Raw genomic sequence first — 12184 nt, forward strand, 5'->3', positions numbered from 1 at the left:
TTGCGGCGGCAAAGAAAAGTAGGTGCCGCCCCGCACAGGGGCGACGCGTGAAGCAAGCTAACGCAACGCGGATGCCAGCGCAAAGAACAAACCAGCCACGCCACGAAGTCGCAGACAAGAACCCCCTTCAGGCCCTGATCAAAAACCCTCGCATATAAGCCTGATCCGCATTCCCATCCCAAACCCGCCCATCAACGAGCACCGCCGACGGCGCATCGGCCCACACCCTCACTCCAACATTGGCGGCCGCCTTTCGATACAGATCAACCTGATTAACCTCCCCCGCAATACGCGCAAAATCATCCCTCCACCCAGCCATCCCCCACCGCGCATACTGCGCAAAAAACCAAACCCCTTCCGCAGGATGCGGATAATTCACCGCCCCATCAGCAAAAAACTTCACAGCCCGCCGCTTTTCATCAGAACCCGCAGCAATCAACCGTGGAGCAATCAGCCCGGCAGGCACGCCAACAAACTCATCGCTGGCGAGCCGAGCCGAAATCTCCACCCGATGCACATCATCATCAAGCCACCGGCACGCCTCGAGCATCGTCTGCACGAGCGCCCGAGCCGTATTCGGATACCGCGTAACAAAATCGCGCCGGCTCGCCAGCACCTTCTCTGGATGATCCGGCCACACCTCACTCGTATACGCGATCGTTCTGCCAACACCGCGCTCCTGCGCAACCGCATTCCACGGCTCGCCGACACACAGCCCGTCAAGCCGATCCTGCGCAAGCGCATCGACCATCTGCGGCGGCGGAATCACCACGCCTTCGATATCGCGCAAAGGATGCACGCCCTGCGAAGCGAGCCAGTAATACAGCCACATCGCATGCGTACCCGTCGGGAAAGTCTGCGCGAACACGGGCTTGCGCCCGAGCGTCGCCAGCGCGGCAGGCAGCGTCTTGTGCTCGTCGAGCGCAGCAGCAAGACGGTTCGATACCGTGATCGCCTGGCCGTTGCGGTTCAGCACCATCAACACGGCCATATCCGTTTGCGGGCCACCAATGCCGAGCTGCACGCCATACACGAGGCCGTAAAGCGAATGCGCAGCATCGAGATCGCCCGACAACAGCTTGTCGCGTATCGCGGCCCACGACGGCTGCTTCAGCAGTTCGATCGTCAGTCCGTGCGCATGGCCGAATTCGAGCAGCTTCGCGGCAACCAGAGGCGCAGCGTCGCTGAGCGCGACGAAACCAAGCCGCAAGTGCGTCTTCTCGAGCTTGCCGGGTTCGTCGGGGGAAGAAAGGTAGGCGGGTGAGTTCATGGGCAGCGCATCAATCGGGCAGGTCGGCTGCGGCGACGATCTGGCGCGCAACCTCGGCGAGCTTCACGCCCTGGTTCATCGCACGCTTGCGCATCGTCGCGTAGGCGGCGTGTTCGGTCATCTTTTGCGAATCCATCAGCAGGCGCTTCGCGCGGTCGATCAGCTTGCGCTCGGCCAGTTCGTTCTCGGCCTGCGCCAGCCGCTCGCGCAGTTGCGACTCCTGCGCGAAGCGCGCCAGCGCCACTTCGAGAATCGGCGCGAGGCGCTCCGTCGCCAGTCCTTCGACAAGATATGCCGTCACGCCCGCGCCGACGGCATCGCGTATCAGCTGCTGGTTGGCGTCGTGGCTGAACATCAGCACCGGGCGCGGCGCCGTCGCGTTCATCACGGCAAGCTGTTCGAGCGTATCGCGCGAAGGCGATTCCGTGTCGACGATGATCACGTCGGGCCGTTCGCTCTCGACAGTCTTGTGCAGCGCCTGCGGCGACGCGGTGGCGGCGAGCATCTCGTAGCCGAGCCGCGCAAGCGTATCGCGCAACTCGCCGATGGGTTTGTCGGTATCGGTTACGAGCAAAACACGCAGCATGGATTGCCCGGTATGGAATAGGGGAAGTTACACAGCTTCATTCGTCGGATTGCGGCTTCTGCATTGCGTCTCGCGGCGGGTGGGCAGCAGTCGCGTGTTTGCTGCGACCTGTCGGAAAGCGTGCAGTCATCCTGCAACTTGTATGCCACCAATCGACAATTGCCCTAACGTTTGCTGCGCACAGCTTCGAGTGATCATTGCAGCATTCTGTTGTCGCACCGTGTCAGTGCGCGTCGCGGTGCGCTGCACCTGTTTGGCGCGAAGCAGCGAGTGCGGAGCCGGCCCATCTACGACCTGCTCGCGTAGCGCGCTTTACCGCGAGCCGAGCCAGCGTGCGTAGCTGCGCGGCGAAAATGCGAAGGTCAAGGCGATCATCGCGGCGATGCAGGCCGCGAGCATGATCCACGCGGCCGCGAAGCTGCCCGTCAGGTCGCGCAAGCGTCCGGCGACGACAGGCGAAATCGCCGCCACGATGAAGCCCACGCCCTGCACGAACGCAACGAGGTTTCCGGCGATGCGATGATCGCCGGCATGATCGAGCGCCGTCACGAGCGTCAGCGAGAACGTACCACCGAGTCCCGCGCCTGCAATCGCGACCCACGCGAGCGGCAACGCATCCGGATACGCGAGCAGCCCGACGATCCCCACCAGTTGCGCGGACAGTCCGGCGACGAGCCACGGCCGGCGGTCGCGGAACGACGCGGCCGCGAGCGGCAGCAGCAGCGCCGACGCCGCCTGGAAGACGGTCATCGCCGCGAGCAGCGAACCGCTCTGCGCGACGCTCGCGCCACGTTGCTGGTAGTACGCGGGCAGCCACGCAACCAGCGTCGTGTAGCCGCCATTGACGAGGCCGAAGTGCAGGCCCAATGCCCACGCGCGGCGCTTCTTCCAGATCGCCACATGCGCGTGCCCGGGACTCGCAGCCAGGGGCGCGGCGGCGGGTCCATCGAGCGCCGATGCGCGGCGTTGCAGCGCGAGCCAGCACATGCAGGCGATCACAGCAGGCACGGCCCACATCGCGAGGCCCGCGTGCCATGAACCGGACGCCTTCGCGACATAGGGGCTGAGGCTCGCGCCCAGACCGCCGCCGCCCATGATCGACGCGGAGAACAGGCCCATCGCAAGCGGCACGCGTGCATGAAAGCGCTGCTTCATCACGCCCGGCAACAGCGCCTGAATGACGGCGACGCCCGTGCCCGCGACGAGCGCCGTCATCAGCAACGCCGTGCCGCTCGAAGCAGCCAGCCGCGCGCCGCACGCGACACCAATAGCCAGCAGCCCCAGCGCGACCCCGCGCGCTTCGCCGACCACGCGCGTCAGCAAGCCCGCGCCGAACGCGCCGAATCCCATCGCGACGACAGGCAGGCTGGTCAACAGCGAGGCGCCCGAGAAACTGAGACCCGTGGCCGCGCGGATCGTCGCCATCAACGGGCTCACGGACGTCAGCAGCGGCCGCAGGTTGATGCCGATCGCCACGATGACGGCAAGCCAGAGCCCGTCCTGCCACGATAGGGCCGACGATGTCGTGCGATGCGAAATGCGCGGGGAATCGATGCCGGGAGTCTGGTTCACGGGGTGTCCTACGGATCAGTCGAAAGCGTTTGGTTAACCATAATATCGGAAAATGGTTAACCACTCGGCGCCAATCCGCTATCCCCGGTATTGGGCCGATGCTGTCGACGCTTCATGCGCGTAGGGCCGCGCGCCGCTAAAATACGGCCGCCGCCGCCACCTTCCCACTCGCACACCATGGCCACACGCCCGCACACACCGCCGCCTGCCCCGGAAGACGACAACGTCGAGGACCGCATCTATGCGTCGATCACCACGGCGCTGCTCGAAGGCCGGCTGCGCCCGGGCGCGCAGCTCGTCGAGCGCGATCTCGCGGCCGCGTTCAACTGCACGCGCGGCGCGCTGCGCAAGGTGCTGGCGCGGTTGGGGTTCGAAGGCAAGCTGGTGCTGGAAGCGAATCGCGGCGCGTTCGTGCCGGCGCCGTCGGAGGAGGATGTGCGCCAGGTCTATCGCGCGCGGCAGATCGTCGAGGCTGGGATCGTCACCGCGCTATGCGGTGCGCTGTCGTCACAGGACAGGCGTGTGCTGAAGGCGCATATCGCAAGCGAGAAAAAGGCGCTGAAGGAAGGCCGCGTGGATGAACAGGTGCGGCTCGCGGGGCACTTTCATGTGCTGCTGACGCAGATCGCGGGGAGCGCGGAATTGCAGGGCTTCGTCGCGCAACTCGTGGCGAAGACGGAGCTATACAAGGCGCTTTACGATCCGTCGAAGGGCACGACCTGCTCCGCCGACGAACACGCGCAGCTCATCGAGGCGCTGGACGATGGTGACTTGAACGCGGCGCTCGAAGCAATGCGCGCGCATCTCGCGGAGCTGGAAGAGCGCGTCGTGACGCGTATGCAGACCAGGGCGAGCGACGATCCCCGTGCGGTCTTTCGTGGGTGAATCGATCGGCATGCGTTGCACATGCCGCATCTCTTACGGTGATCGACGATTGCCCTGTACGTCGATTCACCATTGCGTCGCGCCGGTCATGAGCGCGGGACGCTTCAGTGGGTTGCCGCTACGTTAGCGGCGGCGCATGGGTGCGCTACGCGGGCCGCTGCTTCGTTCGTCCTTGTGACGGAAATTGATGCGCCCTTTGGTCAGGTCGTAGACCGACAGTTCGAGCGTGACGCGGTCGCCCGCGAGGATACGGATGTGATTCTTGCGCATGCGTCCCGACGCGTACGCGCCCACGACCACGCCGTTATCCAGCGTGACGCGGTAGCGGCTATCGGGTAGTACTTCGTCGACGATGCCGTCCAGTTCAAGCAGTTCTTCTTTCGCCATGCATTACTCCTGGTCGATGAGGGAAGGGTGCGGCGCGCGCGGCGCGCAGCGTAATTTGCGCGGCAGCACGAAGGCTGCCGCGTCGATGCGGTGAGACGATGATGCTGATGCGCGCGTTGCGCTGCGCGAGATCAAAGGTCGGAAACCGTCTGTCCGTCGACCCGGCCGTCGATCACTTGTGCTGCATGCTCCATGCAGGCTATGCGGGCCTTGCCCGCGCCTTCGAACGGCCGGAAATACGACAGGCGGAACACGCGGCCATCGGCGGCGGCGTTCGCGCCGACCCGGCAGATGCGAACCGACGCGTCATAGCCGCTGTCGATCGAATTGCGGTGCGCCACGCCGTTCGCCGTGCGGCGCGGATAGATCAGCGGATGAATTTCGTAGCCCTTGTACGTCTTGATGCCTTGCGTCGTCATATACACAGTCCTGTGATGCGGCTGCCGGCGCGCGTCACTGCAACGGGCAGGCGCGGCGAATAGGCAGCGGGCGGCGCAGCGCCATGGGGCGCGCCGCAATGGAAAAAGTCTCGCGCGAGCCGTATGCGCTGGCTCGGACGCAACCGCGATCAACGCGGAACGGATGGAGAAAAATACGCTGATGCCGCACGGGCAACGAACGTAGCGAATGTCACCCCGTCGGGTTCAGGCGTGCAGCGCGTGGCCGGAGTGACGAAGACCGCCGTGTTGCCGCTGCATGATGTTGCGCGATAACGGGACGGCTGGGATGCAATGCAATCAGTGCAACGCGGCGAAGACGAGAAGACGTTGACGCGTTACGGTGAAGAAGTTGACGGGTGATGCGGGCAGAGCGCTGCGTTAAATATATTATGCCCTAAAAACAGGGCTTTGGGTAGCAGAAACTTTCCCGCGACCGCTTTCGCGGAGCATGCCCGTTTGGCGCGCGGCACCGCGCGCGGCCGCTCGGCGCGCTCAGTCGGCCGTTTGCGTCAAGCGTTTCTGGAGTTCGCGGCTGGCGGCGAGCGGAATGCGCGCATCGTCCCACTTGGCTAGCCATTCAACTTCCTTCGACGTGAAAACCTGGCCGTGGTTGCGCAGCGCGTACTGCAGCGAATCGATGATGTGATTGCGGATGATCTCGGGCGTGCGTGCATCGTCGAGCACGGTACGAAACGCTTCGAGCGTAGCCATCAGTTGCCTCTTTTCGGTGAACGCTTGTGAATGATCTGACTCTTGAGTCTCGTCTTTTATCGCACATCAAAAAGCGCGGTGCCACGCGGTCAAAATTCACGCGGTCAGATGTCCGCAGGCCATGCCGGGTATGCGCTTTGCAACGCGCCCGAGGCGCCTGACGCACTATTCGGCTCGCCATTCCAGACGATTCAAGACAACACGAGGTCCGCCATGACAATCAGAGCAATCGCGCCGCTCGCGCTATGGACCGTCGCACAACTGGCCGTCGCGGCAACGGGCGATGCATCGTGCGGCGTGCTGGCGGGCGCGGGCGCGTCGGGCGCATCGAGCGTGTCGGCCGCGAGCGGCTTCGCGCTGCGCGACGGCGAGCCCGTCGATTTCATCGCGGGCGGCAAGACGGTGCCGGGCACGCTGCATGTGTTGAAGGACGGCGGCATCTATCGCGCGTACTGGCAGCCGCAAGGCCGCCCCGAGCGCTACGTGCTCGCCAACGCGGGGACGGATGCCGTGCGCCTGATCGCGACGCCGGCGCAGGGCAAGCCCGCCACCGACGGCATGCCTGGCACGACGCTCAATCCGCAGCAGGTGCTGTCGTGTCCGACGCTGTGAGCGCGCGTGGGCGTCTCAGCTTCGACGGTCCGGTGCGGGCCACCACGTCCAGCCGCGCTGATCGCGTTGCAGTTCGATCACGGAAAGGGGCGGCACCTCGATACGCGCGAATCTCGCGGACGGCGCTTGCAGCACATGCATGAGCGCCGCGCGGATCACTCCCGCATGCGTGACGGCGATGACCGTGCCGCGCTGCTCGAACGCATCGAGCCAGCCGCCGACGCGCAAGGTCAGCGCATCGAACGATTCGCCGCCATGCGGCGCGGATGACGGATCGCGCGTCCATGCGTCGAGTGCGTTCGTGTCCTCGTTCGCCACGTCGAGCAAACGGCGCCCACGCCAGCGGCCGAAGTCGGCGTCGGCGAGATCCGGCACGATCGTCGCCGCCAGTCCAAGCGCCCGCGCCGTGTCCAGCGCGCACGCAGCGGGGCTGCTGAGCGCGGCATCGGCGTTCAGCAAGCCGGCATGCGATGCGCGAAACGACGTGGCTTCTTCGACCGCGCGGGTATCGAGGGGATCGTCGGCGGGGAACGTGCCCTTGCGTTGCGCGGCCGTCGCCGGGTGGCTGATCAACAACAGGCGTGTGCGCATCGACGGCCTTGGGTCCGGGAAATGGGAAGAAAGAGGGCAAGAAACAGGAGAGCGTTTCGCAGTTTAGCCGTAGAATAGTCGCCACTCGAAGCGCGGAAGCCGGTGCAAGCCCGGCGCGGTCGCGCCACTGTAATCGGCAGCAAATGCGTACACAACAGGCTGTACACAAGCCGGAAGCCAGACCCAAGCTTCGACCTTTCTCATCATTCGACTATCGGGGCGCGTAACCCCAAGGAGATGTCCGTCATGAACGACGCCGTTCTCGACCACGCCGGTCAGACCGATCAACCTGCCATCACCCCCATCCCGCTGCGCGAGCTGCTGCCCTGGATTCTGTTCGGCGGCCTGCTGATGCTGCTCGCGCTCTATTTCGTCGGCGCCGAACAGGGCGCGACCTCGCTGATTCCCGGCATGTACGTGCATGAATTCGTGCACGACGGCCGCCATCTGCTCGGCTTTCCTTGCCACTGATCGCGTAAGGGAGTCATCACCATGGTGGGTAAGTTATTGATGCGAGGGATGCTCGCAGGCATCGTCGCGGGTTTGCTGACGTTCGCCTTTGCGCGCGTGGCAGGCGAGCCGCTCGTCGATACGGCGATCTCGTTCGAAGAAAAGATGCAAACCGCGCACGATCACGGCGACGCCAGCGGCGCTCACGATCATGAAGAAGAACTCGTCAGCCGCGGCACGCAGGCGGGCCTCGGTCTGCTGACGGGCGTCGTCGCGTATGGCATGGCGTTCGGCGGGCTGTTCGCGCTGACGTTCGCGTATCTGCATGGACGCGTCGGCCGGCTCGGTGCACGTGCGTTGTCGGCGTGGCTCGCAGTGGGCGCCTATGTCGCCGTCGTGCTGGTGCCGACCATCAAGTATCCGGCGAATCCACCTTCCGTGGGCGATCCGGAAACCATCGGCATGCGCACGGGGCTGTTCTTCCTGATGATCGTCACGTCGCTCGTCGTGGCGGTGTTCTCGATGAAAGTCCGCAAGCACCTGGTGTCGCGGCTCGGCGTGTGGAACGCGTCGATCGTGGGCGGAATCGTGTTCATCGCGATCATCGCCGCGATCCAGATCGCGCTGCCGACGGTCAACGAAGTGCCCGAAGCGTTCCCCGCCGTCGTGCTGTGGAAGTTCCGCTTCACGGCGCTCGGCATGCAGGCAATCATGTGGGCCACGATCGGCCTGTTGTTCGGGGCACTGGTCGAGCGCAGCGAACGCATCGCGCGCGCATCGGCTGCAGCGGCACGCAACTCGGCTTATCTGTAACGCTACTTTTCCGCGTCTGCGCCTGAATGCGCAGACGCGCGGCTCTCTTCCCCGTTTCGTTCCGTTCGCCGCTTCCAGGCAATCTCCAGAAACCGCGCCAGACATGGGTTGCGGTTCGACGGCGACCAGACGAGCATTTGCGAAATCGTCGGCGCGTCGTCGAGCGGTCTGAAGACGACGCCTGCGAGTTGCGCCTTGCGCATCGACTCCGGCACCAGCGCGATCCCCACGCCTTCGTCGACGAGACTCAACACTGTCTGCTGCAACTGCACTTCGAAGCGCACATCGGGCGCGAAACCGCCTTGCGCGCAATGGTCGACGATGGTCGCGCGCAGGCTCGGCGACACGGCTTCCGACGCCATCACGAACGGCTCGCGCGCGAGCTGCGCGATCTTCAGTTGATGCGCGCAAGCGAGCGGATGCTCGCGCGACAACGCGACGCACAGCGGCTCGGTGAAGATCGCGCGGGTGTCGAGATCCTTGCTTTGCGCGCCCGGAAACATGATTGCGGCGTCGATCTGCCCGCTCAGCACCTGCGGCGCCAGATCATTCGATACGACTTCGCGCAGGTTGAGCGTGACGCCGGGCCAGGCGTCACCGTACGCGCGCGCATAGCTGGGCAGCACGCTGTACGCGGCGCACATCGTGAAGCCGACGGTCAACTGGCCAGTGTCGCCGACGGCCGCCGCGCGGGCATGTCTGGCCGCCTGCTCGATCGACGCGAGTATCGCCTTCGCGTCTTCGTAGAAACGCTCGCCCGCGGCCGTGAGCGTGACGCTGCGCGGACTGCGCTCGATCAGCGTGACGCCGAGCGCGGCTTCCAGCGCAGCTAGTTGCCGGCTCAGCGGCGGCTGCGACAGGTTCAGCCGCGCGGCCGCACGCCCGAAATGGCGGGTTTCGGCGAGCGTGACGAAGTAGCGAAGCGGCTTGACGTCGAGCATGATGCAAAAAAAGTATCGTCGAGGGTTGGATTCGGCATTGGATTGTATAGGTGTAAACGCTTAACCTTGCGCGTTTCCTCCCTTTTTACCTTCGTTGCCGCAACTTCATGCTGTCTACGCTCGAAATCCTGCTGCCCGTCTTTGCGCTGATCTTCGCGGGCTTCTTTTGCCGCCGTCGCAATCTGCTCGGCGCCACGGCGGCTTCCGAACTGAACCGCTTCGTGGTGTGGCTCGCGCTGCCCGCATTGCTGTTCGACACGATGGCCCATTCGACCTGGCATCAGCTCGATCAGCCGGCCTTCATCGCGACGTTCTCGATTGCCTGCGCGGGCGTGTTCGTGGTTGTGCTGCTGGCGCGGCTCGCCAGCGGGCGGCATCTTGCCGATGCAAGCGTCGACGCGATCGCCGCGTCGTATCCGAACACCGGCTACATCGGCTTTCCGCTCGGGCTGCTCGCATTCGGCAGGGCGAGCCTCACGCCGACCACCATCGCGACGATCATCGTCGCCTGCGTGCTGTTCGCGCTCGCGATCGTGCTGATCGAGATCGGCCTGCAGACCGAGCGCACGCCGCACAAGCTCGGCGCAAAAGTCGTGTGGCGGCTGCTGCGCAATCCGCTGATCGCGTCGCCGATTCTCGGTGTGCTGGCGGCGAGCGCGGATGTCGCGCTGCCGCACAGCGTCGAGACGTTCCTGAAGCTGCTGAGCGGCGCGGCGAGCCCGTGCGCGCTGGTGAGCCTCGGGCTGTTCCTCGCGGAAAAGCGCACGCCGGCGGAGCAGGCGGCCGAGCCCGTCACGTCGTTCGTGCTGACGGCCATCAAGCTGATCGCTCAGCCTGCGCTCGCATGGTGGATCGCCGCGCGTGTGTTCGCGCTGCCCGCGCCGATGGTCGACATGGCCGTGCTGCTCGCCGCGCTGCCGACGGGCACAGGCCCTTACATGCTTGCCGAGTTCTACGAACGCGAGGCGCACATCACGTCGCAGACCATTCTGCTGTCGACGCTGGGATCGCTCGTTTCGCTGTCGCTGCTGCTGTTCTATATGCACGCGCCTGGGTGACGACGGCAGGTTGATCCGTTGTCGCGGGCTCGCAACGCGCGCTGAATGAGCAGTGGTCTGCTCATTTTTTTCGCCTTACACTCGCCTGAAGTTCCATATAAGGAAACATGTTTTATATATGGAACAATCGCGACCGGCTCATTGGCGAAAACAGCAAGACAGCGAGAGACCAGACAACATGAAAAGCTTGACCATCAACGCCCGGATCGCGACGACGATTGCGTTTCTCGGCGTGCTGCTGATCGCGACGGGCGCGCTCGGCATTTTCGGCATGGCGAAGAGCAACCGGGCGCAGCGCGACGGGTACGAGGTCAATTTTGCGTCGGTGGTGGCGCTGGGCCGTTCGGGGACGGCGATGTCGCGGGCGCGCTTCGGCCTCGACTGGGCCATGAGCAATCCGCATTCGCCGCAGCTCGGCGAGCAGTTGAACCGCGCGAAGCGTCTGCTCGGCGACGCCGACAGGGCATGGGCCGAATTCCGCGCGCTGCCGAAGACGCCCGCGCTGCAAAGCCTTACCGACGATCTCGACGCGAAACGCACGGCGGTGCTGCGCGACGGCATCGACCAGCTGATCCAGGCGATCGGCAGTGGCGACACGAGCTGGATGGACGAGAGCCGCGCGAATCATCTGATTGGCCTGTATTCGGCGATGAACGCGAGTCAGGGCGCGCTGGAGAAATATCTCGACGACGCTGCGCAGGCCGCCGCCGACCATTCGTCCGCGACGTTTCGCACGCTGCTGACGGCGTGCATCGCGAGCATTGCCGTCGGGCTGGGCGTCGCGTACCTCAGCTGGCGGGCGTTGCGTCGGGCGATCATGTCGCCGATGCGCGACGCGCTTGGCCAGTTCGACGCGATCGCATCGGGCGAACTGCGCACGCGCGTCGAGATCCGTTCTGAGGACGAGATGGGCACGCTGCTGCACGGCCTCGCGACGATGCAGGACAAGCTCGGCGCGACGATCACGACGGTGCGCAAGGGTTCCGATTCGATCGCGGCCGCGACACAGCAGATCGCGGCGGGCAACCTCGATCTGTCGCAGCGCACGGAGGAGCAGGCTGCGTCGCTGGAACAGACGGCTGCGGCGATGGACGAGCTGACATCGACCGTGCAGTTGAACGCCGAGAACGCGCAGCACGCGAGCAAGCTGGCCGAAGACGCATCGTCGATGACGGCGCACGGGCGCGAAGCGGTCGGCAGCCTTGTCGAGACGATGCATCTGATTGACGCCGGTTCGTCGAAGATGACGGGCATCATCACGGCGATCGAAGGGATTGCGTTTCAGACCAATATTCTGGCGCTGAACGCGGCTGTCGAGGCGGCGCGCGCGGGCGAGGAGGGGCGCGGCTTCGCGGTCGTCGCGGGGGAGGTGCGCAGCCTTGCGCAACGCTCGGCGGCGGCGGCGAAGGAGATCGGCATGCTGATCGCGGATTCGACGTCGCGCGTCGCGCACGGCGCGCAGATCGCGACGGGCGCGGGCGATACCATTCGCGATATCGAGACCGCGATTTCTCGGGTCGCGAAGATTGTTGGTGAGATTGCGACGGCGTCGCAGCAGCAAAGCGACGGGATCAAGGAAGTGAGCCTCGCGGTTACGCAGATGGATGAAGTGACGCAGCAGAACGCGGCGCTGGTGGAAGAGAATGCCGCGACGGCGGCGGCGCTTGCGGATGAGGCTAAGCGGTTGAGTGAGTTGACGGCGGCGTTTAGGGTGGGAGTGGGCTGACGGTTCAGGGTGGATGGGGGTGTGCTTGTGTTGTTGCTGGCATCCGCCGGTTTGTTGTCTTGCTTCTCGCGTCGTCGCCGTTCGGTGTTTTGGCCTTTGCGCTGGCATCCGCGTGACGTTAGCTCGCTTCAGGCGTCGCCCC

General features: G+C 64.9%; 14 protein-coding genes and 1 riboswitch. Of the genes, 6 read left to right on the forward strand and 8 right to left on the reverse strand.

The features are described 5' to 3' along the window. Positions 1-127: 127 nt before the first annotated feature. The 3 genes from KFO72_RS39270 to KFO72_RS39280 form a co-directional block, all read right to left on the reverse strand. A complete protein-coding gene (locus tag KFO72_RS39270; protein ID WP_225034327.1) occupies positions 128-1270 on the reverse strand; it encodes a CmpA/NrtA family ABC transporter substrate-binding protein in 1143 nt (380 codons plus the stop codon). Positions 1271-1280: 10 nt separating this feature from the next. Next, positions 1281-1856, reverse strand: coding sequence for an ANTAR domain-containing response regulator (locus KFO72_RS39275; RefSeq protein ID WP_054930776.1), 576 nt, complete (start codon positions 1854-1856; stop codon positions 1281-1283). A 312-nt stretch (positions 1857-2168) separates the two neighbouring features. Beyond that, positions 2169-3428, reverse strand: coding sequence for a cyanate transporter (locus KFO72_RS39280; RefSeq protein WP_225034328.1), 1260 nt, complete (start codon positions 3426-3428; stop codon positions 2169-2171). Positions 3429-3605: 177 nt separating this feature from the next. Between KFO72_RS39280 and KFO72_RS39285 the strand changes: the two genes are divergently transcribed. Next, on the forward strand, positions 3606-4313 hold the full coding sequence (locus KFO72_RS39285; protein WP_224100677.1) for a GntR family transcriptional regulator: 708 nt from the start codon (positions 3606-3608) through the stop codon (positions 4311-4313). A gap of 123 nt (positions 4314-4436) precedes the next feature. On the opposite strand, the gene infA is transcribed toward KFO72_RS39285, so the two are convergent. The 3 genes from infA to KFO72_RS39300 form a co-directional block, all read right to left on the reverse strand. Then, positions 4437-4700, reverse strand: a complete 264-nt coding sequence (gene infA / locus KFO72_RS39290; RefSeq protein ID WP_007743365.1) for a translation initiation factor IF-1 — start codon at positions 4698-4700, stop codon at positions 4437-4439. A 131-nt stretch (positions 4701-4831) separates the two neighbouring features. Beyond that, positions 4832-5119: a hypothetical protein gene (locus KFO72_RS39295; protein ID WP_035988551.1), complete on the reverse strand. Its 288-nt coding sequence runs from the start codon at positions 5117-5119 to the stop codon at positions 4832-4834. A 513-nt stretch (positions 5120-5632) separates the two neighbouring features. Beyond that, the gene (locus KFO72_RS39300; RefSeq protein WP_035988549.1) at positions 5633-5851 is read right to left on the reverse strand and encodes a hypothetical protein; all 219 of its coding nucleotides are present in this window, start codon (positions 5849-5851) and stop codon (positions 5633-5635) included. A gap of 213 nt (positions 5852-6064) precedes the next feature. Here KFO72_RS39300 and KFO72_RS39305 point away from each other — a divergent pair, with 213 nt between their 5' ends. Continuing rightward, positions 6065-6463, forward strand: a complete 399-nt coding sequence (locus tag KFO72_RS39305; RefSeq protein ID WP_054930775.1) for a hypothetical protein — start codon at positions 6065-6067, stop codon at positions 6461-6463. A 15-nt stretch (positions 6464-6478) separates the two neighbouring features. Here the strand turns inward: KFO72_RS39305 and KFO72_RS39310 are convergent, their stop codons facing one another. Continuing rightward, on the reverse strand, positions 6479-7054 hold the full coding sequence (locus KFO72_RS39310; RefSeq protein WP_225034329.1) for a histidine phosphatase family protein: 576 nt from the start codon (positions 7052-7054) through the stop codon (positions 6479-6481). A 94-nt stretch (positions 7055-7148) separates the two neighbouring features. Further along, positions 7149-7237, forward strand: a riboswitch (cobalamin riboswitch). 63 nt (positions 7238-7300) lie between these two features. Here KFO72_RS39310 and KFO72_RS39315 point away from each other — a divergent pair. Together KFO72_RS39315 and KFO72_RS39320 are read left to right on the forward strand one after the other, a co-directional pair. Further along, a complete protein-coding gene (locus KFO72_RS39315; protein WP_035988735.1) occupies positions 7301-7525 on the forward strand; it encodes a CbtB domain-containing protein in 225 nt (74 codons plus the stop codon). A gap of 21 nt (positions 7526-7546) precedes the next feature. Next, entirely contained in the window at positions 7547-8317 is a 771-nt protein-coding gene (locus KFO72_RS39320; RefSeq protein ID WP_225034330.1) for a CbtA family protein, read from the forward strand. 2 nt (positions 8318-8319) lie between these two features. Here the strand turns inward: KFO72_RS39320 and KFO72_RS39325 are convergent, their stop codons facing one another. Continuing rightward, positions 8320-9258 carry a LysR family transcriptional regulator gene (locus tag KFO72_RS39325; protein WP_225034331.1) on the reverse strand — a complete coding sequence of 313 codons (939 nt, stop codon included), beginning with the start codon at positions 9256-9258 and terminating at the stop codon, positions 8320-8322. A 107-nt stretch (positions 9259-9365) separates the two neighbouring features. Between KFO72_RS39325 and KFO72_RS39330 the strand changes: the two genes are divergently transcribed. Both KFO72_RS39330 and KFO72_RS39335 read left to right on the forward strand, forming a co-directional pair. Then, positions 9366-10316 carry an AEC family transporter gene (locus tag KFO72_RS39330; RefSeq protein ID WP_225034332.1) on the forward strand — a complete coding sequence of 317 codons (951 nt, stop codon included), beginning with the start codon at positions 9366-9368 and terminating at the stop codon, positions 10314-10316. 178 nt (positions 10317-10494) lie between these two features. Further along, positions 10495-12042 carry a methyl-accepting chemotaxis protein gene (locus KFO72_RS39335; protein ID WP_062916968.1) on the forward strand — a complete coding sequence of 516 codons (1548 nt, stop codon included), beginning with the start codon at positions 10495-10497 and terminating at the stop codon, positions 12040-12042. Positions 12043-12184: the final 142 nt, after the last annotated feature.

It is taken from the genome of Paraburkholderia sp. XV (assembly GCF_020177535.1).
Taxonomy (GTDB): domain Bacteria; phylum Pseudomonadota; class Gammaproteobacteria; order Burkholderiales; family Burkholderiaceae; genus Paraburkholderia; species Paraburkholderia caribensis.